The sequence below is a fragment of the Neotabrizicola sp. VNH66 genome (assembly GCF_049445895.1).
GTDB lineage: Bacteria > Pseudomonadota > Alphaproteobacteria > Rhodobacterales > Rhodobacteraceae > Pseudogemmobacter.
Map to the genome: position 1 here is coordinate 30523 of NZ_JBMSDW010000015.1, position 20103 is coordinate 50625.

Genomic DNA, 20103 nt, shown 5'->3' on the forward strand with positions numbered 1-20103 from the left:
GTTCTGAATGCGCCAGTCCGAAAAGGATGGCGAGCAGGAAGAAGCTGCACAGAAGAGCGGTGATCAATCGCATGGCAGGAGCATAGCCCCTCTCACGTAAGCACCTACTGATCACATCGGAGTGAGGGGTTAAATTCCTTGCAGGATTGGCGAAAACGCAACGCATTCACCTGTTTGTGACCCGGCCGCGATGCAAAGCCGTTTGACCTTCCCACGTTGGAAGGAAGCAAGCCTTCTGCAAAAAGGAGCAGAACATGCGATTCACTCGACGGCTTTTTGTTGCCGGAGCACTTGCCGCGCCTTTCGTGACCGGTCGCGCCGCCATCGCGTCGGAAGACACGCAGGGCCCGGTCCGCAACAACATCTCGGCTTTCCGCACCCACGAGTGGAGGGATCACTTCGATGCTCTGGGGGTCGGGATCATCATCTCCGACACGACAGCCAAGGTCCTCCAGCATTGGACGAGCGACGGTCAGATGTATCTCTACCCAAGCTCGGTCCCGCTATCGGACGAGCTGACCCGCCGGGGCTATACCGAGGTCGTCGAGAAACGGGTGAACCCGAGCTGGGCGCCGACACCGTCGATGCGGGAACGCAACCCGGAATGGCCGGCGTTCGTGCCTGGCGGCGACCCGACCAACCCGCTCGGCACCCGTGCCCTTTACCTGTCGTGGCAATACTACCGCATCCATGGTACACACGACACGCGCAAGATCGGCCGCCGCTCGTCGAACGGCTGCATCGGGCTCTACAACGACCATATCGAGGAAGTTTTCGACCGGACGCCGGTCGGGACGCAAGTGAAGCTGATCTAGCTAGATGAAACGTTCTTCGACCTCACCGAACGCACTCAAAGACCTGTTTTCGCACAGGTTGTTGCGGTTCGTATCGATGTGGCTATTGTCCTTGGTCCTGACGCTTGGCCTGGTACTCGGACAGGCTGCGGAGGCGGGCTCGGTCGAAGATCATCATCCCGAGACTTCAATCGAGATCGCGAGCAACTTAGGGCAAGAGACCGCGCAGGCACCTGCATGCCACCCGGGCCTCGCCTGTACTGTTTTCGTGCTGCCCGAGGGGCCGGTCACAGCACTGTCGTTGTCAATCGTGATCACTCTGCGATCGGACCTGACGCAGTCGCAACGCCGCTTCGGCGGCCCGTCTGTGACCCTGCCTCCCCCCCGAACCCGTATCTGACAGTCAGGCCGGACGTGCGTCTGACGGTTCGATAGGCTCTCCGCAGCTCTGTCGACAGTTCAATCTCTGTCAGCCTGACACCAGACAGTTGTGCAAGCCTCACGATCCGCCGGAAGGGCGGGTCGCGGGATCGGTCAACAACAAGAAACCAAGGGCAGTCAGGCAGATGAAACCACAATGGACAGGCGCTTTGGCGCTTGCCGCTTCCGCAGTCGCGGCAGTGGCGCTGGCACATAACGGGGCGACGGGTGTCGTCCTGGAACGGATGAACGGAATGACGGCGATGCGGGACACGGTGGCTGAGCTGGCACCGATGATGCAGGGCACGGTCCCCTACGACACATTCATCGTGTCAGAGGGTGCGAGCGTCATTGCCGGTCACGCGGGCGAGACGATGCTGTCGCTGTTCCCGGAAGGCAGCCTCGAAGGGGTTACCTACGCCAGGCCGGAGATCTGGTCCGACTGGCAGGACTTCGCAGCACTTGCCGAGGAATTGAAGACTTACGCTGACGCGCTCGCCGTGGCAGCTCCGAACGGTCTTGAGCCGGCGCTGCCGCCGCCCGGAGATATGGCTGGGATGGATCACTCGGCGATGGCCATGACCCCGGCACCACAGGGAGATGGGGGCTTCACGATAGCGGAATTGATGGGCTACGGCGAAAGGCCCCCGGATGTCCAGGTTTCGCGCGGCACATCGGACCCGGCGACGCTGGCGTTTGATCTGACGACGCTGGCGGCAGACGACCTCTTCACCCGGATCAGCGCTACCTGTTCGTCCTGCCATTCGCAATTTCGCGCCGGTCGGAACTGACGATGCGGGGCTTGATCCGCTTTTCGGTCATTGTCCCGGTCGTTGTCGCCGGGTTCGGTGCCGGGGTACTGGCGCTATGGCCTGTAGGCGCGCCCGAGCCCGCCGCGTTCCCGCCCGGGGATGCAGAACGCGGCGCCTATCTGGCCCGCGCCAGCGGCTGCGTGTCCTGTCACACCAACGCGGCTGCCAAGGGACTGGCGCTCGCCGGAGGCGCGCCGCTCGACACGCCCTTCGGTACCTTTGTGCCCCCGAACATCACCCCGCACACAACTGCAGGGATCGGCGACTGGACCATTCAGGATTTCGCCAGGGCCGTCCGCCAGGGCGTCTCGCCGGAAGGCGACCCCTACTATCCGGTGTTTACCTATTCGTTCTACGCAGGCTTTACCGATCAGGAGGTCGCCGACCTGTGGGAAGCGTTCCGCACTGTTCCGCCGGTTGCGGATGCTGCCCCTGCGCATGATGTCGGTTTTCCGTTCAGCTTCCGCTCGGGCCTGAAGCTCTGGCGCGCTGCCTACCTCGACGCGCCGGAGACGGATTCGCTGATGGGCACATCATCGCCATGGAACCGCGGGCGTTTGCTGGTCGAAGGGGCGGCCCATTGCGCGGCCTGCCATACGGGCCGGACGCTAGCTGGCGGCCTTGACGAATCCGCCCGGTTCGCTGGAAACGACAGCCTTCCCGGTGGCAGCAAGGCACCGTCGATCCTGACGGCCGATCTCCTTCAAGGCGGCTGGACGGTGGCGAACCTGGCCTATGCGCTCCAGTCGGGGCTGCTGCCCAACGGGGATGCCTTCGGCGGCAGCATGGCCGAGGTCGTGGCCGAGGGCACCTCGTACCTGACCGACGCCGACCGCGAGGCCATCGCGACCTACCTGCTCGACCCCGACGGCAGCGGGGACATCCCGGAACCCGCTCCTTCTGTCACGGAGATCCCGATGGCGGGGATGGACCACTCGCAAATGGAGATGGGCAATGAGAACTAGAGTGCTCGCAGTGGCGCTTGCTCTGGGCGTCTTTGCCCTTGTGGGCGCGTTCATCTGGGCGACGGTGGGCACGCTCGATCCGCGAGACACCGTTGCGGATCGAAACGTGCCGACGGCCGAAGTGTCGGAAGTCCTTCCGGATGGTCGGATCGACGTCCAGGTCTATGCGCTCGGCAACCTAGACGTCCGCCTCGAGATCCAGTTCACACCGGATGCCGATGCTTTCGAAACGGCGGCCATGCGACCCGACGTGAACTTCGCGATGGTCGAGATGCACATGGACGGCTTTGATCCGCCGCTTCAACTGATCGAGGCCGGGGCCTGGAGGGCGAACCTGAAATTGCCGATGGCCGGGCGTTGGGTGGTCAACGTCGGTTTCGCCGAAGATTTTGCCGAGGTCGAATTCGATGCGAAGTGACGGACCCACACAACAGGTAAAAGAGGACGATACCCTGCGCAGGGGGCTTCACGGCACCGCCGTAGGTGTCGCGCTGTTCGCCGTCCTCGGGACGGTTACCGCAGTCTGGTCGAACCCCCTGTTCGTCCGCATGACCCCGGTTGGTCCGTGGGAGTTCGGGGCCACTGTCCTGACGGCACTCTTGGCCGGAGTTACCGTCGCGCTTTGGGTTCCCCGATGCCGGCTGCGCACATCCGGGGCAGGCGGTCTTGCGAGCTTCCTCGGGATCGCCTGTCCGACCTGCAACAAGGTGCTGATGCTGATTTTCGGTGGGCCTGCGCTGCTCGCATGGTTCGATCCGGTCCGGCCCTGGCTCGCGGCAGCCGGGGTCATCGTCATGGGCTATGCTGCCTTTCGCACCTGGCGCGCGTTTCGCGAGTCCCGATCTGACCTTCACATTGTCGGCGGCGTTGAAACTCCCATGACGGGAGGCCCGCAGTGACAGCGTCAACTGGTTTGCGGTCAGCGATGCGTGGGCTGGCCCGGAAAACGCTGGTCCGGCACACGCTCGTGGCCATTCTTGCGATGGGGCTCGTGCTGGGCTTTGCGGCAGTTCATGCCCAATTTAGCCCGATGCACCGCTGGAACCGCGCCTTCGGGGATGCTTCGCTGGTGCTGATCGCACTGTCGATGGCCTTCGGGCCGCTGACCCGCTTCCTACGCGCGGCGGTTCCGCTGCTGCCGTTCCGGCGTGAGATGGGTATCCATGCTTGCCTTCTGGTGATCGTCCACGCGGCAATCATTCTCGTCGGCTGGGTCGAATGGGATCTGATGCGGCTGTTCGGGTTCGAATGGCATCCCGACCTCTTGGCCTATGTCATGTTCCAGCATGGTTTCGGGCTTGCCAACGTCATCGGGATCGCGGCCCTCGTCCTCGCAGTTCTGCTTGCCGCTACGTCGAGCGATTTCGCGATGCGGCGTCTGGGGCTGTCCGGCTGGAAGTTCTTGCAGATGGGCGTCCTGCCGATGTGGTGGCTGACCGTCGCCCACGTCGCCTACTTCCTCTTCATGCATTTCCTGAGCTTCCACCAGGCAACGCCACCGCCGAATCCGCTACAGCTCTGGTTCGTCGGGTTGGTAGTTCTAGTCCTTGGTCTGCGCGCGGCGGCTTACCTGAAGACCATCCGCGCCAAGGCCCCGTCCGAACTGCCGGGAGAGGAGGCAAGCCATGCGCCGATCTGAACGCGAACTCGCTCATGCGGCAAGGAAGACGACCCGGCGGTCCCTCCTGCTGGGTGGGGCGATGTCCTCGGTGGTCAGTGTTCTCGCCTTCCGGATGTGGCAACTGGGCGTCCGCGATGCCGAAGAATACTTCCTGCTGGCCGAAGAAAACCGGATCAGCCTGCGGCTGATACGTCCTGACAGGGGGCGCATCTTTGACCGTGCTGGGAAGGTCATTGCGGATAACGAACAGGCCTACCGCATCACGCTCGTGCGGGAGGAAGCACGGGATGTCGAAGATGTCCTCGAGAAGCTGCGTCTACTCCTTGGTTTAGACGAGGAAACACTGACCAAGGTCCGCGAGCAGACGGCCCGTGTGCGGGCCTTCGTTCCGATTACGGTAAAGGACCGGGTCACCTGGGACGAGCTTTCCATCGTGGCCTTGAACTCCCCCGTGCTTCCGGGCGTTCACCCCGAGATGGTCCTGTCCCGTGTTTATCCTTTCGGGCCCGATTTCGCCCATCAGGTCGGCTATGTGGGACCGGTCAGCGACAACGATCTGGAAAACGAGGCTGCCGACAATGAGCCACTGCTCCGCCTTCCCGATTTTGAAATCGGGAAGACCGGGGTCGAGCGCAGCCATGAACGCGCCCTGCGCGGCCTGCCGGGAACCCAGCGGGTTGAGGTCAATGTCTCCGGTCGCACGATGCGCGAGCTGGCGCTCGACCCTGCTACCTCGGGCCCCGACATGCAGGTCACCCTCGACCACCACCTTCAGAACTTCATGCGCGTCCGCCTTGAAGGGCAAAGTGCCGCCGCGATCGTGATGGACGTGACGAGCGGCGATCTTCTTGGCTGCACCTCGGCGCCGTCCTTCGATCCGAACCTCTTCGTCCGCGGGATTTCCAGCCGCGACTACGGCGCGCTCCGCGACAGCGAATTCCGCCCGCTCTCCGACAAGACGGTGCAGGGGGCCTATCCGCCGGGATCGACGATCAAGATGTCGAATGCGCTGGCCGCGCTGGAAACCGGGCTGATGGACCCGGAAGAGACTGTCGCCTGCAATGGCTATGTCGAGATCTCCGGCCGCAGGTTCCACTGCTGGAAGCGCGGTGGTCATGGCCGAGTGAACATGGTCGGCGCGCTTCGCGAGTCCTGCGACGTATACTTCTATGAGGTCGCGCAGCGCATCGGCATCGACGGTATCTTCGCGATGAACGACCGGCTGGGGCTTGGCCAGAAGTACGACCTTCCGCTGTCCGGCATGGCGCATGGCAACAACCCGTCGCGCGCTTGGAAGCAGGAAAGGTATGGGCAGGACTGGCTGATAGGGGACACCATCAATGCCTCAATCGGCCAGGGCTTCACGCTCGCCTCGCCGATCCAGCTTGCTACCATGACGGCGCGACTGGCGTCGGGGACCGCCGTTCTGCCGCGTCTGGTGCGGCCGTTTGGCGGGCAGGACCAAGACAATCCTGATCCGGCCCCACTCGGTCTGTCGGCCGAAGCACTGGCCATCGTGCGACAGGGCATGTTCGAGGTCTCGAACCACGAGCGCGGGACGGCCTATGCCTCGCGCATCGCCGATCCGGCGCAGGCGATGGCGGGCAAGACTGGAACGAGCCAGGTCTTCTCTATCACCGCAGCAGAGCGGGCCGCAGGCGTCCGTTCGCAGGACGAGCTGCCGTGGAACCGTCGAGATCACGGGCTGTTCGTGGCCTTCGCACCGTATGATGCGCCCCGCTTTGCCGTCACGGTCGTGGTAGAGCACGGTGGCGGCGGGTCAACGGCCGCCGCGCCAATTGCGCGCGACATCATGCTGTTTGCGCAGCATGGCGGCTTGCCCCCCGAGGACGCCTATCCGACATCGCAGAGGGCGCGCGTGCGGGAGGACCTGGCTCTCTTGTCCGAACGCATCCTGCCGCCGGACGGCACGACGGCTACGGTGAGCCGGACATGATGCACTGGCTCAGAAGGGCGTGCTCCCTTAGCGTTCTCGGAGTCGCCGTCGCCGCAACCCCCTTTGTACTTTCGTCGGTTCCAGCCCGTGCGTTTTTTCACGACACGCCCGACATCGAAGGTGGGCGTGCCATTTACGCGGCCAGATGCGCCTCCTGCCACGGTGCCAATCTGGAAGGGCAGCCGGACTGGCAGTCGGCGAGGGAGGACGGCACCTATCCCGCGCCGCCCCACGACGAAACCGGCCACACCTGGCATCATGGGGACGCGATGCTGCGGGACTACATCCGCCGCGGGGGGCAGGCGGTGCTGGACGATATGGGGGTCGACTTCACCTCCGGCATGCCTGGGTTTGGCGACGAGCTGACCGAAGACGACATCGAAGCCGTCCTCGCCTATATCCGGTCAACCTGGCCCGACCGCATCCGCGCCGCGCAGGCTGAACGTAGCCAGTTGGAAGCAGGTTCGCCTTGAAGCCGCAAGCAGGTCCGCCGACCTCCCGATTTCCGCTTGCCTCTCTAGGAACTAGAGGGTGCAGACCGCCTGAAACTCAAGATCTACATCCGTAACAAAAGGCTCTTCCCATGCGCGTCACGTCAATCCTGCTTGCCATCACGCTCGTTTTCGCTCCCAGGCTCGCCCTGGCGCAGGAGATTACCGAGGACCGGATCAGGGAACTGGTCGCCGAAACCTTGCGCGAGAACCCGGAGCTTGTGCTCGAGGCGCTCCAAACGCTGGAGGCGCGCCAGGCAGAGGCCCAGGCCGCCGCTGCCGCCGCGACCCTGGCTGACGAGCGCGCCCTGCTGGAGCGCGACCCCAACGCTCCGGTCCTCGGCAACCCGGAAGGCGACGTGACGGTGGTGGAGTTCTTCGATTACAACTGTCCCTATTGCAAACGCGCGATGCCTGAAATCGACGCCCTGCTGGCCGAGGACGGAAACATCCGTCTTGTTCTGAGGGAATGGCCAATCCTTAGCGAAGGATCAGCGATCGCGGCGCGGGCCGCTTTGGCTGCACGGAAGCAGAACAAGTATGCTGAACTGCACAATGCGCTGATGGGTGCACGGGCGAAGTTGGACGAGCAGTCGGTGCTGCGGATCGCGGGCGAGGTCGGACTCGATGTCGAGCAGCTCAAGGTCGACATGCAATCGCCCGAAGTCGAGGAACATATCGCCACGTCGCTACGTCTGGCCGAGGCTCTCGGCTTCAACGGCACACCGTCATTCGTGGTGGGTGATCAACTGATTCCGGGCTTTGTCGAGAAGGCTCAGCTTGCCGAGGTGGTGGCCGCCGCGCGGGCCGCCGAATGAGTATCCGTCTTACGCGTCTTTTCGGTTTCCGACATCAGCGGCCTTTCACGATCACCGAGACGGTCTTGGGCCGGATCAGGCATTCCGTCGTGGCAGCCACTTTGTGGATCGCCTTGACAGGGATTGCTTCGGCGCATTCATTCACCGTCGGCCTTCTGGTCGTCGGCGAGGACGTTGACGCAAGTCTGGCAGAAGCGGTGCGCGGTTTCCTCCTAGCGGCCGACGAACGGGACGGGCACGCCAACGAAACATCGGACGGACATCTCGGTGGGGTTGATGTGCAACTGCTGCCGCTGCCACGAGATGCGGCGGGGCTGGTCGAAGGACTGTTCGGTACGCCCGACGAGCCGACCGATGTCGTCATTGTCATTGGCGCCGAACCCGCGGCCAGCGACGCCGCGCGCGCGTATGCCTCGGCAAGCACGGTCTTGCGGCAGTTCGTACTGCCGGATGGGTGGGACAGCGCAGACGGAACCGACGGTTTTGTGTCGCGTTACCGGCTCGCCTATGGCGCAGCGCCCGGCGTAATGGCGGGGACGGCCTATCATTCGGCTCGCAGGCTCGACGCCGCAGTCAGACCGTTGGACGGTGTGGTACCCAAGGAAGCACTGCTAAACGCCTGGAGGTCAACCGAATCCGGTCTGTCCTGGTGACCCGGGAACCAATGGCGCAAGGCGTCATTGGTTCTGGGCAGTCCTTGCACGACTGAACGGGATCAGGCTGCAGGGTAGCTCGTGAAGACGCTACTGCTGCCGTCCAACCCGACAAGGATGACGTCATAGGCTTCGCGCTCGGTCTCGGGTCCCATGCCGGGTGACCCGTAGGGCATGCCAGGCACGGAGAGACCGACGGCGACGGGTCGTTCAGCCAAAAGACGGCGGATGTCGGCGGCGGGAACGTGCCCCTCGACAGTATAGTCGCCGATGGTGGCGGTGTGGCAGGACGCGAGGTCTTCCGGAATGCCACGCTCGCGCTTGAACGCCGCAAGCTCTTCGATGCTGCGTTCCTCGAAGGATACCCGAAAGCCGCTGTCGCGCAGATGTCCGATCCACCCGTTGCAGCAGGGGCAGCCGGGGTCCTTGACGACGTGGATGGCTTCGTCGCCCTCGGCAAGTGCTGGGGTAGCCGCAATGGCGGCCAGCCAAGGAACGGCGGCGAGAACCTTGCGCCGGGACAGTGTCATGATGTCGGCCTTTCGTTGGAACTTTACGGGAAACATAGCTGCAAGTGCAGGGATCGGCGAGCAAAGTCTGATGAACCCGGCGACTGATCACCGAAATGCTACTCCAGCCGCGGGTCCCCGGCTTGAACCAGCAGAACCCCGTGGTTCTCGTCGGCGTCGTCGTCGGTGATCGTCCGTGCGGAGACGCCCGGCAACTCGGCAAACCCCTCCATCATCCGTTTCGGAAACCAGGTCATCGGCAGGCTTTCAAATCCGGGCACCCCTTCCAGCACCCGCGACAGCGCGATGGTGCAGTTTGCTTTCGGCACCGCGCCATAGGCCATTGCCCGCTGCATGATCAGTGCCGCAACCTCGGGCGATACCTCGATAGTCTGTTCAACCACGTCGTAGGTCTCGCGGGCATGGTAGTCGATGTAGAAATCCACCATCTTCGGGGTGACCCCGAAGTGCACGTCGTTGCGCTCGGGCAGCCGGGGATGCCGCCAGGTGCCTGCCGGATCGAACAGCACGCGCTGCGATCCGTTGATGAGCAGGCCCGCATGCGCTCCCGCTCCGCTGCGTGTCGAGAGGACCGTGAAGAGCGTGACCGAGGTCGGGCCGGGATGCTCGTAGCGGGCGGCGGCCACGGCCTCCTCGGGTGCCCAGATCGGTTCGGCACCGCAGGATGCCAGGCCAAGGATTGCCGCCATGGCGAACAGAAGTTTCCACATCGATTCACTGTCCCGCGTTTTGCGCAGGTTCTGCGCAATCGCGACGGATTCCAGTAAACTCTGCGATAGTGGGGCAGGGAATTCGGAAACTCGGCTTTGATGCCGCAGCTTTAGAAATCGGGGGGCCGATCAGGGACACCAAACTGTCAGGTGACGGAAGCGGGCCATCCTGATAGATGTCTCAGATATGGCGCTTCTCACGTTTCGCATGCATGTCCTGATCCTCGCCGCCTACGTCCTGGCGGCAATCCTTCCCGTATTGGCTCTGGGCGAACGGCAGCAAGCTCAGGCAGACCATGCGCAGATGATGGCGATGGCCGGCCACCTGGCGCACATGCCCGCGACTGACGGCCCGAAGGACCTGACGCAGCAGCTGATCTGTCAGCAGCACTGCCTGTTCGCGGCAGCGACCTTTCCTGCGCCGGACCGGGTTGCGGAAACTCTCGCGCGGTCCTCCGTTGTGGAGGCTGGCGTCGACATCCTTGCCGCCTCGCTGGCCAATCCGCCCCCGGGGCCGCCTCCCAAGATCGCCGTGATCTGAGCCTGCGGTTCCGGCCTTCGCCGGGGACCGTTTGTCCAATTCACGACGCGATACAGGAGAATTCGCATGTCGCCCTTTTCTCGCCGCGGCTTTCTGGCCGCTTCTGCGGCCACGGCCGCTTCACTGATGCTTCCCGCGCGGGTCCGGGCCCAGTCCGGTCGTTTGTCGCTGACCGCCACCACCCGCACCATCGACGTGCGGGGGAGAGCCGCAACCGTCTGGGGGCTTCTGGACGGCGCTGGCCGGTCCGGCCTTGTCCTCGATCCGGGCCAGGCTTTCGCGGTCGATCTGACAAACACACTGGCCGAGCCGACGATCATTCACTGGCACGGGCAGATTCCGCCCAATGCGCAGGACGGCGTGCCCGACCTGCCGATGCCGGTCCTCCAAGCCGGCGAAAACCGCGCCTACGATTTCGCCGCGCGACCGGGTACGCACTGGATGCACGCGCACATCCCGACGCATGAGATGATGCTGCTTGCAGCACCTCTGGTGGTGCGTCGGCCCGAGGACATTGCTGCCGACCGGCAGGAGGTGACGCTGTTCCTGCACGACTTCGCGTTCAAGCCACCTGCCGAGGTGCTGGCCGAGATCACCGGCGGCGCGTCGATGGCCGGGATGGATCATGGCCAGATGGGGCAGGGCGGCATGGACCATTCCGGAATGGACATGGGTGGCATGGGTCAGGGGGACATGATGGCGATGCCGGGGATGGATGGCATGGCGATGGACCTGAACGACTACAACTTCGACGCCTATCTCGCCAATGATCGCACGCTGGACGACCCCGAAGTGGTTCCGATCGACAAGGGCGGCCGCGTTCTCGTCCGCGTCATCAACGCTGCGGCCGCCACCGTGTTTTGGATCGACACTGGCGCGCTGCCGGGACGGCTGGTCGCGGTGGACGGCGAGCCGGTGCGGCCTTTGCCCGGCAGCCGCTTTGGCGTCGCAATGGGCCAGCGGCTGGATATCGAACTGGATGTGCCGGGCGAGGGCGGGGCCTTCCCGATCCTTGCCCTGCGCGAAGGTGCCAAGGAAAGGACGGGTGTCATCCTTGCCACGCCGGGCGCGGCGGTGACCAGGATCGCCGAGATGTCGGAGGCCGACCATCCGGCCTTCAGCGGTGATCTGGCGCAGGAGGGTGCTCTGCGCGCCGTCACCCCGCTGCCCGAACGCGCGCCAGCCTCGCAGCCGATGCTGATGCTGGGCGGCACCATGATGCCCTATGTCTGGACGATCAACGGCCAGACTTGGGGGTCCCATGTGCCGGTGACTGCGAAATCCGGCGACCGAGTCGAGATCATGTTCCACAACATGTCGATGATGGCGCATCCGATGCACCTGCACGGCCACGCCTTCCAGGTAGTGGGTGTCGGCATGGACCGGATCGCAGGCGCGGTCCGCGACACCGTGCATGTGCCGCCGATGGGCATGGTGACGGTCGCGGTGGACGCGGGCGAGGCGGCGCGGTGGATGCTGCATTGCCACCACATGCCGCACCTTTCGACCGGCATGATGACCGAGTTCGCGGTGTCGGCCTGACGCACGGCCGGACCCGCAGCCTGCCTGCGGGTCCGGGCCCTTTCCCGGAGAGAGCGGACCCATGCCAACACTCATCGGACGCCGTGCCGTCCTTGGTGCCCTCGCCGCGCCCTTCCTTGCAGGGTCCGCCGAGGCGCGCCCGCCCTTCCGGCTGCGCGAGGACCCGCAACCGCTGCTGTCCCCGCCGATCCTCGACGAAGCAGGCACAACGCGGAAACTCGACGATTTCGCCGGCCGGGTGATCCTCTTGAACATCTGGGCGACCTGGTGCCCGCCCTGCAGGGAAGAAATGCCGACACTTGACCGGCTCCAGTCCCGGCTGGGCGGCGCGGATTTCGCGGTGCTTCCGCTCTGCATCGACGACGCGGGGATCGGAAGGGGGCGGCGCTTCTACGACGAGATCGGCCTCGTCGATCTGCCGCTCTATTGGGCCGAGCCGCTGCGGGTTCAGCTTGCCCTTGCCTTCATCGGCCTGCCGACAACTCTTCTGATCGACCGGCAGAGCCGGGAGATCGGACGTCTTCAAGGCCCGTTTGCGTGGGACAGCGAGGACGCCGTTGCCCAGATCGTTGGTGCCTTCTGAGGGATAAGTCGGTGTTGGTCGAAGACCATCAGCCAAAGATCGGACCCTAGACGGATGTGATCTCAGGCCGCCGGATAGCTGGTATAGACCTCAAGCTCGCCATCGCGGCGGATAAGCAGCACGTCGTAAGCGTCGCGGCTATCCTCGGACCCCATCCCGGGCGAGCCGTAGGGCATGTCGGGCACGGCTAGCCCGACCGCATCGGGGCGTTCGGCCAGCAACCGCCGGATATCGGCGGCGGGAACATGGCCTTCTAGCGCATAACCGTCGACCACGCCCGTATGGCACGAGAAGGCTTTTGCTGGGACGCCCTGATCCATCTTGAAGCGGATCAGCAGCGTTCCCATCGACACTTCGTCCGTCACGGTGAAGCCTTGCTCGCGCAGGTAGTCCACCCAGGCTTCGCAGCATTCACAGCCGCGTCCCTTGACGACATGGATCGGTGGTTCCGCTTGCGACCAGGCGGCGCGCCCTGGGACCGCGACGCTGGCCGCTGCCGCAAGCAGCAGGTTGCGCCGTCCGATGTGCTGCCCGCTCATCCCCGATCTCCTACTACCAAAGCTTCAAAGCCCGTCTCGCGGCGCCATGTCGTCAGCGCATCAAGATCCTCGGACGAGGCAATCTCTTGTTCCGGCAGGGCTTCCCGGTCCGTCGGATCGACCGGCCGACCGTCAACGCGGACCTCGTAGTGCAGGTTCGGGCCGCTCACGAGGCCCGTCGCGCCAACGGCACCGATGCTGTCACCGGCCTTGACCCGGGTGCCTTCCCGAACATCCTCGGCAATCTCGGACAGATGGGCATAGCGCGTCACAACCCCGCCGCCGTGATCGATGTCGATGGTCAGACCGTAACCTCGGATCGTACCGGCAAAGACCACATGCCCGGCACCGGTGGCCGAGACTTCGGTTCCGACCGGAGCGGCATAGTCGATCCCGGTGTGCATCCGCACGCCCCCGAGAACAGGATGGTTGCGTCGCCCGAAGACGGACGACAGCCGGGCACCGAGGATCGGCGCGGCGGACCGCTGGACGGCTTCTCCGTCCTCGAACACGATGACGGGTCCTGCGGCTTCGGTGGCGACGAGTTCAAGCACCCTGTCTGCAAGTTCCAGTCGCGCATAGTTCAGCCGAGGCTCGCCCGCGATGCTGCCGTCAGGAAGCTGGTCTTCCTGCCAGACCAGCGCGAATGTCTCGCCGCCCTGCAGTTCTCGCCGGAAATCGACCTGGCCTGCGAGGAGCGCAGTCAGGTCCACGGCGAAGCGCTCCGGCGCGTTGCGCGCCACGAGGGCTTCGTAAAGCGTGCCGTCAAGGACAAGCGTCTCTCGCCGGTCCGCCTCACGGATCGGGGGCTCAAGCCGCTCGGCTGCAACCGGGCCGTCGAAGCTCAGTACAATCTCGACGCCATCTTCCACGAAGAGCGACAGGCGTGTCAGGCTCGCCGGATCGCCCGATGTGGCCGTCCACTCGATGCGATGGCCCGGCCGCAAGTCGGTGAGGTCGTAGACCCCCGCAAGAGCCAAGGCGGCCTCTGCCCGGATCCCCGCAGGGACACCTGCGCGACCAAGCACACTGTCGAGCGTATCGCCGGAGGCAATCGTCGCATCGAACGCGGTCGGAAGATGCGCGGTCGGCGGGTCGGCCGCAGCCTGCAAAGGTACGAGAGAGGCGGCGGCAAGGACGATGAGGGCAGAGCGGATCATCTGGCAGAATGACCTTTCAGCTGAGGGTTCGGCGTATCTTCGGAACGGCAAAGCGCCGATCCTCGTGGAAGTCGATGATGCTGGCAAAGCGTCCGTCCGGGTGGAACAGGAACACACCGGCGGTGTGGTCCATCGTGTAGTCACCATCGTCCCGCGGCACGCGCGCGTATTTCACCCGAAGATCGGCGGCAGCCTTCGCCACCTGTTCGGCGGACCCTGTCAACCCGATGATGCGCGGATCGAAGTTGCCGAGATAGTCGGCAAGGACCTCTGGCGTATCGCGGTCGGGATCGACCGTGACCAGGGCCACGATGAGCCGGTCGGCGTCGGGCCCCAGTTCCTCGAGCCAGAGCGAGATGTCGCTCAGTGTCGTCGGACAGACGTCCGGGCACCAGGTGAAGCCGAAGAAGAACATGACGGGGCGGCCGATCCAGTCTGAAGGCCCAACGGGTTGTCCGCGGTGATCGGTGAGCTGCCAGTCCATGTCGCCGACAGGCAGGGGCAACAAGGCGTTCCCGCGCTGCCGGTCACGTGTCCGCCACGCGCCGACGCCAGCATAAAGGCGACAGCCGCGCCTGAGGCCCCGAGGCCCAGGATCACTGCCCGGCGTCGCTGCAATCCGGACCCGCCGCGCGCAGGGACAGCACGTCTACATCGACGGTCACTTCGCCCGCATTCTCAAAGATCAGGGTGACGGGGAACCGGTCACCCTCCTTCAGCGCTGTGCCGAGCCCCATCAGCATGCCGTGGTAGCCGCCGGGTGACAGCGCCACAATCTCGCCCGCCGGAACCGGGATCGACATCGCGTGGGGCATCGAGGCGATGCCGTCGGTAACGACGGTCTCGTGAAGCATCGGCATGGTCGCGGTCGGCGTCGTAATGCCGATCAGGGCGTCGTCGGTGCTCCCTCCGTTCGTGATCTCGACATAGAACACAGCCGGGCGCTCCGCACCGATGGTCGCCTTGGACCAGGCGTGTTCGATGGTCAGGTCACCGACGGTGAACGCCTCGCAGGCGAAGGCGGCTGGGGCGGCGAGGAGCAGGGCTGTGGAAAGGAACAAGGATTTCATTGGTCAGAATCTCGATCTGAGGTCGGAAAGGATGTCGGCGGCGGGCGTGCCGTACGCGAACTGCCGCAGCCATACGCCGTCCGGGCCGATCAGGAACAGGCCGGGACTGTGCGACATGGTGTAGCCATCCGCGACCTCTGTGTCGTCCTTGCGGGCGAAGTAGATCTTGAAGCTCTCCGCCGCGGCCTCCATGTCCGCATCGGTGCCCGCAAGCCCGAGGATCGCAGGGTGAAAGGCCTCAGTGTATTCTCGAAGGCCGAGCCGCCGGTCCCGCTCCGGGTCGACGGAAACGAAGATGGGTTGCACCTTCGCCGCATCCGGCCCGAGATCATCCATCACCTGCGCGACCTCGGACAGGGTAGTGGGGCACACGTCCGGGCAACTCGTGAAGCCGAAGAAGACCAGCAGGAACTTGCCACGAAACTCTTCCGATATCCGCTGCGCGCCCTCGCTGTCCGCAAGCGAGAAGGACGGGGAAAAGGCCGCATCGGCTTCGTCCTGCATCCCTGCAGATGACCAGCGCAGCGCGAGAAACGCGACGGTCGCCACAATGGTTGCGGCCCAGAGGATGATCTGCAGGTTCCGAAGGCGCATTCAATAGTCCCAGGTTTCGTCGTGGGCGGTCTAGAACCTTGAGCAACTAGAGGTTCAAGTCGCAACTACCGCGTCCAGATCTGGCAGGCGGGCTTTCGCCTATCCGTGCGGGACCAGAAATCGCGCCAGCGCGATACCTATGAGAGTCCCGGCGAGGCCGAAGGCTATTCCGTATCCCGCTCCATACTGCAGGCAGTCGAGCCGCGTGCCCCAGCGCTTGCGAGCAACCAATACGCCCCAGACGAAGCCTACCAAGGCGAAAACGGGTCCGATCATGTTGTGTTTCCTTTTCGTAGCCTCGTGGCGCTTTTCCGCCCCAGAAGGCCATATCCGGTCCAGCTTGCGACCAGCATTTCCAGCAGCATCCAGTCCCCGAAACGGGCGTAGAGGGTTGCGCGAAGCGGCCTCGGCAGGCGTGCGTCGATGATCCCCTGTTCGCCGAGATCGAGGAGAGCCGTGACGCGCCCGAACGGGTCGACCACGGCTGAAATTCCGGTGTTGGCCGCGCGAACCAGCGGCAAGCCCTCTTCGACCGCACGCATCCGGGCCGAGGCGAAGTGCTGCCATGGTCCGATCGAGGTGCCGAACCAAGCGTCATTGGTCGCGTTGAAGATCCAGTCGGGCCGTATCGCGTCATCGACCACATGCCCGGGAAAGATGATTTCGTAGCAGATCGCAACGCCGGGAAACGGAAAGGGACCGAAAGCAAGCGTCCGGGGTCCGGGGCCGGGCGTGAAGTCGCCAAGGGACTGAACGATCCGCTGGAACGGCAGCACGCTGCGCCAGGGTACATACTCGCCAAAGGGGACGAGGTGATGCTTGGCATAGCGTGCCAGGACGGTGCCGTCCGGACCGATGGCCAGGACCGCGTTGCGATAGATTGCGTCGATCCCAGCGGCCTCCCGCTCCGGACTGCCGGTCAGAAGCACAGCGCGATCCGGCAGGAGCCAGCCGATCATCGCTCTCGCCCCCGGGTCTTCGGCGAGAAACCCCGGCCACGCCGTTTCGGGCCATAAGAGCAGGTCGAACGCACCGGGCCGAGCCGAGAGGAGCAGGAGCCGCGCGATGTTGGCGTTGCGCGCCGCCGGGTCCCACTTCGCGCTTTGCAGGATGTTCGGCTGAACGATGCGAACCTCTCGTCCTTGGCCGGTGTCCGCCGACAGAAGCGCAACGCGAAGACTGCCGAAGATTGCCAAGGCCAGCATCGTTGCCGCAGCCAGCCCAAGATTTGCCCGACGGCTTTCTCGTGATGGTCCGCCAATCGCATGTCCAATGCTGGCTGCCGCAAAAACGAGGACGAACCCCAGTCCGTAGCTGCCCAGGACCGAGGCTCCTTGGGCAAGAATGGTCCAGTCGGCCAGCGCATAGGCGGCAAGATTCCAGGGAAAACCTGTCAGCACATGACCACGTAGCCATTCAGCGATTGTCCAGGAGGTTGCTAGCGACAGGGCTAGTGGCAGGCCCGCACGTTCTAGCCGCGCCGCTAGGGCGCAGGCCAGCGCGGGAAAAACCGACAGGACCGCCGCAAGTCCGAGAACCGAAGGCAGTGCCAGCCAGCCGAACCGGTCGGCCTCGACCTGAAAGCTTTCGGTGATCCAGAACAGCCCCGGTGCGAACTGGCCAAGACCGAAGACAAAACCAATGAGGATGGAAGATGTGCCAGTCGCCCCACGCAAAAGCAGTGAAAGTGCCGCAAGGGACAGAAACGCGAAGGGCAGGAGCGAGAAGGGGGGCAGCGCCAAGACAAAGACGGCACCAAAGATCAATCCACTTGGTAGCCAGATCGCTGCGCGCGGTCCTTCCGATCCGACGCGCAAAAGTCCATCAAGGTCGATCAACAGCCGTGCCCTCCGAACCTGAGCGATGACGCTAATTGCTCAAGTGGGTTGAGGTGCAATGGCGGTTCTTCACATTCACGCTCTTGTCAGATCTTCCACCATCGCGGCTTTTTCCTTTCGACCAGCGAGCTCCTTTGCGAAGGGACCAAGCACCGTGACATAACGAGAACGAAGAGTCGGCAGGACCGCCTTTCCCTTTGCTCCTTTGGCACATAGCCCGAACACGGGCAGAAGAGCGATTGAAGTGACACGCCGGCGTCCAAAGACCAGCTAGTCCCGCCGTCAATCCATCGTCACCGATCATCCACGTCAACAAAGCAAGGTGACGATTCTCGCGGCAAACGGGCGGGAGGCGTCTTTAGTCTTTTTCTTGTTCCGGCCGCAGCTTCTTCACGCAGACTTGAGTGGACATTAAGGGCCTTTGTCACGTTCTGTGCATTGTTTGTCGTGCTCGGCAAGCGTGCTGCCCTCAATTGAACCGAAAGCGGACAACATGTCGACCCGACGGCATTTCCTGAAGATGACTTCCGCCCTCTTCTCCGCGCCACTTGTGACCCCAGCTTTCGCCGCCTCCGATCTGCAGGGACAGTGGGCAGCTTGGGATGCGCAGGTGACACCGCCGGGCTACGTCGCGGCAACGACCAATCCATGGGGCCTGCATCCGCGGCTGCTTCCGGTCCGCGTCGAGGCGCGCGCCGGGCTGACGCCTGGCGACATCCATGTCGATGCGATCGCGCGTTATCTCTACCACATCCAGTCAGACGGCACTGCGATGCGCTATGGCGTCGCCATCGGGCGGTCGGGGCTCTACGAGCCGGGCACCTACACGGTTGGCCGCAAGGCCAAGTGGCCAAGGTGGACTCCCACACCACAGATGATCGAGCGCGAACCCGAGATCTACGCGCAGTATGCCGACGGCATGGATCCCGGTCCCGGCAATGCTCTCGGGTCGCGGGCGCTTTACCTCTTCCTTGGCAGCCGTGACACCTATCTGCGCATCCACGGCACGCCGCTGCCGCGGTCCATCGGCAGCCGGGCCAGTTCCGGCTGCGTGCGCATGGTAATGCCGCATATCATCGATCTCTACGACCAGGTTGAGACCGGGGTGACGGCGCATCTGTATCCGGCCGAGGAAGGCAACGTGGAACTGACGGCCTGAACATGATCCCGGGAAAGAAAACGCAAATCACATTGGGACTTTCGAAGCATGGGAGTATCTCGCGCACCGTCGTCGCGGGGCGCTCAGTTGTGCTGGCGGTCTCCTTGATGATGCTGTCAGCCTGCACAGCACCGGTCGGCAGGGTCGGCGACGAGCCGTCGCGCTTCCTGCAGGAGCTGCCCGAAGGTGTGATGGCGATAGCTGCACCCTACCAGAACCTTCGCGCGGTGGTTTTGCTGCCCGAAGACGGCTGCTACTGGTACGAGCACGTCGGCCCGGTTGAGACGACAATGCTGCCGCTGCGCACGGCGGAAGGTCGCCCGATCTGCACCGCCACGGAAAACCGTCCTGCCACAACTGGCTGAGCGCGCGAAAAATGCTCAGCTGCGCCGCTTCGCCGACGGTCAAACCTTGATCAATGCCGCCGTCACATACATGAAGGCGATCCCGCCTAGGAAGCCGCCGAGGACAGCGGGAGAGTAGAGGATCGCCTGCCGGTCGCTGTTCTGGCGTTGCAGGTAGGCCGTGACCTCCACCATCACCTGCAGGATCGCGCCCGCACCGACCGCAAGCGCGAAAGCAGACCATTGCGGGGCGTAGGCGAGGCTGCCGGCCCAGATGCCGAGCACTGCCGGGCCGCCGGCAAGCAAGGTCAGCGCGGCAAAGCTCCAGAGCGGCGGACGGATGCGCAACATGGGTGCTGCGATGCCGATGCCTTCGGTCACATTGTGCAGCGCGAAGCCGAGGACGAGGAAGGTACCCAAGCCCGCGGCCCCTGCGGCGAAGGCGCCGCCGATGGCCAGCCCCTCGCCGAAGTTGTGCAGCCCGATACCGAGCGCGATGTAGAAGGCCAGCGCCAGCCCCTCGGGCCGTCCGCGCCATCGCCCGATGGCCATGAGGAGAAGGAAACTCGCCAGCGCCGACAGCCAGACCATGACGGACCCCTGGAACAGCGCGGCTGCCTCAGCCGCGAGTTCGGTGGCCTCGCCCATCATGTCCAAGAGCAGGAAGGCCAGCATGCCGACGGTCAGCGCCAGCACGAAGTTCATGCCGGACGTGCCGAAGCCGCGCATGGCCGGGTAGAACATCAGACCAAGCGCAACTGGCAGAAGGCCCACAAGCGCGCCGACCAGCGCTTGCAATCGAAGCTGCCCCCCTGACGCCTGCGGGGTGGGCACGGCCACGGCGATCTCGTGCCCAAAGACGGTGCCGGTGTTGGTCACGAGGGCGACATGATGCGCCTCGCCCAGAACCCAGGGGTAGGGGATCTGCACCCAGACGGCACTGCCGCGCGCAATCGGTCCCG

At 64.3% G+C, this 20103-nt stretch carries 25 protein-coding genes; 16 read left to right on the plus strand and 9 right to left on the minus strand.

All coding sequences use genetic code 11. The annotated features are described in order from the left end of the window. Positions 1 to 254: 254 nt before the first annotated feature. From ACO2Q5_RS18075 to ACO2Q5_RS18125, 11 genes are all read left to right on the plus strand, one after another. Positions 255 to 815: a L,D-transpeptidase gene (locus tag ACO2Q5_RS18075; protein WP_288998214.1), complete on the plus strand. Its 561-nt coding sequence runs from the start codon at positions 255 to 257 to the stop codon at positions 813 to 815. Between the two features lie 4 nt (positions 816 to 819). Further along, positions 820 to 1194 (plus strand): hypothetical protein, encoded by a 375-nt coding sequence (locus ACO2Q5_RS18080; RefSeq protein WP_140418217.1) that lies wholly within the window; start codon positions 820 to 822, stop codon positions 1192 to 1194. Between the two features lie 166 nt (positions 1195 to 1360). Next, positions 1361 to 2005: a c-type cytochrome gene (locus tag ACO2Q5_RS18085; RefSeq protein ID WP_423293646.1), complete on the plus strand. Its 645-nt coding sequence runs from the start codon at positions 1361 to 1363 to the stop codon at positions 2003 to 2005. Between the two features lie 2 nt (positions 2006 to 2007). Beyond that, the gene (locus tag ACO2Q5_RS18090) at positions 2008 to 2991 is read left to right on the plus strand and encodes a c-type cytochrome (protein WP_423293648.1); all 984 of its coding nucleotides are present in this window, start codon (positions 2008 to 2010) and stop codon (positions 2989 to 2991) included. A gap of 1 nt (position 2992) precedes the next feature. Then, a complete protein-coding gene (locus ACO2Q5_RS18095; RefSeq protein ID WP_288998209.1) occupies positions 2993 to 3409 on the plus strand; it encodes a hypothetical protein in 417 nt (138 codons plus the stop codon). Continuing rightward, positions 3399 to 3890 (plus strand): hypothetical protein, encoded by a 492-nt coding sequence (locus tag ACO2Q5_RS18100; protein ID WP_288998207.1) that lies wholly within the window; start codon positions 3399 to 3401, stop codon positions 3888 to 3890. The genes ACO2Q5_RS18095 and ACO2Q5_RS18100 overlap by 11 nt, the downstream gene beginning before the upstream one ends. 26 nt (positions 3891 to 3916) lie before the next feature. Further along, entirely contained in the window at positions 3917 to 4630 is a 714-nt protein-coding gene (locus ACO2Q5_RS18105; protein WP_084684243.1) for a ferric reductase-like transmembrane domain-containing protein, read from the plus strand. Then, positions 4617 to 6569, plus strand: a complete 1953-nt coding sequence (mrdA, locus tag ACO2Q5_RS18110; RefSeq protein ID WP_423293652.1) for a penicillin-binding protein 2 — start codon at positions 4617 to 4619, stop codon at positions 6567 to 6569. Before ACO2Q5_RS18105 ends, mrdA begins: the two co-directional genes overlap by 14 nt. Next, positions 6566 to 7042: a c-type cytochrome gene (locus tag ACO2Q5_RS18115; RefSeq protein ID WP_165053279.1), complete on the plus strand. Its 477-nt coding sequence runs from the start codon at positions 6566 to 6568 to the stop codon at positions 7040 to 7042. Before mrdA ends, ACO2Q5_RS18115 begins: the two co-directional genes overlap by 4 nt. 110 nt (positions 7043 to 7152) lie before the next feature. Further along, positions 7153 to 7878 carry a DsbA family protein gene (locus ACO2Q5_RS18120; RefSeq protein WP_423293654.1) on the plus strand — a complete coding sequence of 242 codons (726 nt, stop codon included), beginning with the start codon at positions 7153 to 7155 and terminating at the stop codon, positions 7876 to 7878. Continuing rightward, positions 7875 to 8531, plus strand: coding sequence for a hypothetical protein (locus tag ACO2Q5_RS18125; RefSeq protein ID WP_423293656.1), 657 nt, complete (start codon positions 7875 to 7877; stop codon positions 8529 to 8531). The genes ACO2Q5_RS18120 and ACO2Q5_RS18125 overlap by 4 nt, the downstream gene beginning before the upstream one ends. Positions 8532 to 8593: 62 nt before the next feature. On the opposite strand, the gene ACO2Q5_RS18130 is transcribed toward ACO2Q5_RS18125, so the two are convergent. Next, positions 8594 to 9061: a DUF411 domain-containing protein gene (locus ACO2Q5_RS18130; RefSeq protein ID WP_149143152.1), complete on the minus strand. Its 468-nt coding sequence runs from the start codon at positions 9059 to 9061 to the stop codon at positions 8594 to 8596. 98 nt (positions 9062 to 9159) lie between these two features. Then, complete coding sequence (locus ACO2Q5_RS18135) at positions 9160 to 9771, minus strand: hypothetical protein (protein ID WP_100196065.1); 612 nt, start codon at positions 9769 to 9771, stop codon at positions 9160 to 9162. Between the two features lie 187 nt (positions 9772 to 9958). On the opposite strand from ACO2Q5_RS18135, the gene ACO2Q5_RS18140 reads away from it, so the two are divergent. From ACO2Q5_RS18140 to ACO2Q5_RS18150, 3 genes are all read left to right on the plus strand, one after another. Next, the gene (locus ACO2Q5_RS18140) at positions 9959 to 10312 is read left to right on the plus strand and encodes a hypothetical protein (RefSeq protein WP_089258471.1); all 354 of its coding nucleotides are present in this window, start codon (positions 9959 to 9961) and stop codon (positions 10310 to 10312) included. Positions 10313 to 10378: 66 nt separating this feature from the next. Continuing rightward, a complete protein-coding gene (locus ACO2Q5_RS18145; protein WP_423293659.1) occupies positions 10379 to 11854 on the plus strand; it encodes a multicopper oxidase family protein in 1476 nt (491 codons plus the stop codon). Between the two features lie 61 nt (positions 11855 to 11915). Beyond that, a complete protein-coding gene (locus ACO2Q5_RS18150) occupies positions 11916 to 12437 on the plus strand; it encodes a TlpA family protein disulfide reductase (RefSeq protein WP_423293661.1) in 522 nt (173 codons plus the stop codon). Between the two features lie 62 nt (positions 12438 to 12499). Here the strand turns inward: ACO2Q5_RS18150 and ACO2Q5_RS18155 are convergent, their stop codons facing one another. The 6 genes from ACO2Q5_RS18155 to lnt form a co-directional block, all read right to left on the minus strand. Next, positions 12500 to 12976: a DUF411 domain-containing protein gene (locus tag ACO2Q5_RS18155; RefSeq protein WP_423293663.1), complete on the minus strand. Its 477-nt coding sequence runs from the start codon at positions 12974 to 12976 to the stop codon at positions 12500 to 12502. Then, a complete protein-coding gene (locus tag ACO2Q5_RS18160; RefSeq protein WP_423293665.1) occupies positions 12973 to 14136 on the minus strand; it encodes a M23 family metallopeptidase in 1164 nt (387 codons plus the stop codon). Before ACO2Q5_RS18160 ends, ACO2Q5_RS18155 begins: the two co-directional genes overlap by 4 nt. Positions 14137 to 14152: 16 nt before the next feature. Continuing rightward, the gene (locus tag ACO2Q5_RS18165) at positions 14153 to 14620 is read right to left on the minus strand and encodes an SCO family protein (protein WP_423293667.1); all 468 of its coding nucleotides are present in this window, start codon (positions 14618 to 14620) and stop codon (positions 14153 to 14155) included. A 112-nt stretch (positions 14621 to 14732) separates the two neighbouring features. Next, positions 14733 to 15206 (minus strand): copper chaperone PCu(A)C, encoded by a 474-nt coding sequence (locus ACO2Q5_RS18170; RefSeq protein WP_423293669.1) that lies wholly within the window; start codon positions 15204 to 15206, stop codon positions 14733 to 14735. A 3-nt stretch (positions 15207 to 15209) separates the two neighbouring features. Then, positions 15210 to 15800 (minus strand): SCO family protein, encoded by a 591-nt coding sequence (locus tag ACO2Q5_RS18175; protein WP_423293671.1) that lies wholly within the window; start codon positions 15798 to 15800, stop codon positions 15210 to 15212. A gap of 272 nt (positions 15801 to 16072) precedes the next feature. Beyond that, positions 16073 to 17638 (minus strand): apolipoprotein N-acyltransferase, encoded by a 1566-nt coding sequence (gene lnt, locus ACO2Q5_RS18180; RefSeq protein WP_423293673.1) that lies wholly within the window; start codon positions 17636 to 17638, stop codon positions 16073 to 16075. Positions 17639 to 18131: 493 nt separating this feature from the next. On the opposite strand from lnt, the gene ACO2Q5_RS18185 reads away from it, so the two are divergent. Then, positions 18132 to 18797: a L,D-transpeptidase gene (locus tag ACO2Q5_RS18185; RefSeq protein WP_423293675.1), complete on the plus strand. Its 666-nt coding sequence runs from the start codon at positions 18132 to 18134 to the stop codon at positions 18795 to 18797. A 2-nt stretch (positions 18798 to 18799) separates the two neighbouring features. Continuing rightward, positions 18800 to 19162 (plus strand): hypothetical protein, encoded by a 363-nt coding sequence (locus ACO2Q5_RS18190; protein WP_423293677.1) that lies wholly within the window; start codon positions 18800 to 18802, stop codon positions 19160 to 19162. A gap of 39 nt (positions 19163 to 19201) precedes the next feature. On the opposite strand, the gene ACO2Q5_RS18195 is transcribed toward ACO2Q5_RS18190, so the two are convergent. Next, positions 19202 to 20071, minus strand: a complete 870-nt coding sequence (locus ACO2Q5_RS18195; protein ID WP_423293679.1) for a metal transporter — start codon at positions 20069 to 20071, stop codon at positions 19202 to 19204. Positions 20072 to 20103: the final 32 nt, after the last annotated feature.

Bases quoted from the DNA above. Each gene is read 5' to 3' on its own strand.
- ACO2Q5_RS18080 (WP_140418217.1), top strand. From the start codon at position 820: ATGAAACGTTCTTCGACCTCACCGAACGCACTCAAAGACCTGTTTTCG.
- ACO2Q5_RS18175 (WP_423293671.1), bottom strand. From the start codon at position 15,800: ATGCGCCTTCGGAACCTGCAGATCATCCTCTGGGCCGCAACCATTGTG.
- mrdA (WP_423293652.1), top strand. From the start codon at position 4,617: ATGCGCCGATCTGAACGCGAACTCGCTCATGCGGCAAGGAAGACGACC.
- ACO2Q5_RS18105 (WP_084684243.1), top strand. From the start codon at position 3,917: ATGCGTGGGCTGGCCCGGAAAACGCTGGTCCGGCACACGCTCGTGGCC.
- ACO2Q5_RS18135 (WP_100196065.1), bottom strand. From the start codon at position 9,771: ATGTGGAAACTTCTGTTCGCCATGGCGGCAATCCTTGGCCTGGCATCC.
- ACO2Q5_RS18145 (WP_423293659.1), top strand. From the start codon at position 10,379: ATGTCGCCCTTTTCTCGCCGCGGCTTTCTGGCCGCTTCTGCGGCCACG.
- ACO2Q5_RS18165 (WP_423293667.1), bottom strand. From the start codon at position 14,620: ATGGACTGGCAGCTCACCGATCACCGCGGACAACCCGTTGGGCCTTCA.
- ACO2Q5_RS18160 (WP_423293665.1), bottom strand. From the start codon at position 14,136: ATGATCCGCTCTGCCCTCATCGTCCTTGCCGCCGCCTCTCTCGTACCT.
- ACO2Q5_RS18140 (WP_089258471.1), top strand. From the start codon at position 9,959: ATGGCGCTTCTCACGTTTCGCATGCATGTCCTGATCCTCGCCGCCTAC.
- ACO2Q5_RS18130 (WP_149143152.1), bottom strand. From the start codon at position 9,061: ATGACACTGTCCCGGCGCAAGGTTCTCGCCGCCGTTCCTTGGCTGGCC.
- ACO2Q5_RS18170 (WP_423293669.1), bottom strand. From the start codon at position 15,206: ATGAAATCCTTGTTCCTTTCCACAGCCCTGCTCCTCGCCGCCCCAGCC.
- ACO2Q5_RS18155 (WP_423293663.1), bottom strand. From the start codon at position 12,976: ATGAGCGGGCAGCACATCGGACGGCGCAACCTGCTGCTTGCGGCAGCG.
- ACO2Q5_RS18150 (WP_423293661.1), top strand. From the start codon at position 11,916: ATGCCAACACTCATCGGACGCCGTGCCGTCCTTGGTGCCCTCGCCGCG.
- ACO2Q5_RS18075 (WP_288998214.1), top strand. From the start codon at position 255: ATGCGATTCACTCGACGGCTTTTTGTTGCCGGAGCACTTGCCGCGCCT.
- ACO2Q5_RS18085 (WP_423293646.1), top strand. From the start codon at position 1,361: ATGAAACCACAATGGACAGGCGCTTTGGCGCTTGCCGCTTCCGCAGTC.
- ACO2Q5_RS18190 (WP_423293677.1), top strand. From the start codon at position 18,800: ATGATCCCGGGAAAGAAAACGCAAATCACATTGGGACTTTCGAAGCAT.
- ACO2Q5_RS18115 (WP_165053279.1), top strand. From the start codon at position 6,566: ATGATGCACTGGCTCAGAAGGGCGTGCTCCCTTAGCGTTCTCGGAGTC.
- ACO2Q5_RS18185 (WP_423293675.1), top strand. From the start codon at position 18,132: ATGTCGACCCGACGGCATTTCCTGAAGATGACTTCCGCCCTCTTCTCC.
- ACO2Q5_RS18100 (WP_288998207.1), top strand. From the start codon at position 3,399: ATGCGAAGTGACGGACCCACACAACAGGTAAAAGAGGACGATACCCTG.
- ACO2Q5_RS18125 (WP_423293656.1), top strand. From the start codon at position 7,875: ATGAGTATCCGTCTTACGCGTCTTTTCGGTTTCCGACATCAGCGGCCT.
- ACO2Q5_RS18120 (WP_423293654.1), top strand. From the start codon at position 7,153: ATGCGCGTCACGTCAATCCTGCTTGCCATCACGCTCGTTTTCGCTCCC.
- ACO2Q5_RS18090 (WP_423293648.1), top strand. From the start codon at position 2,008: ATGCGGGGCTTGATCCGCTTTTCGGTCATTGTCCCGGTCGTTGTCGCC.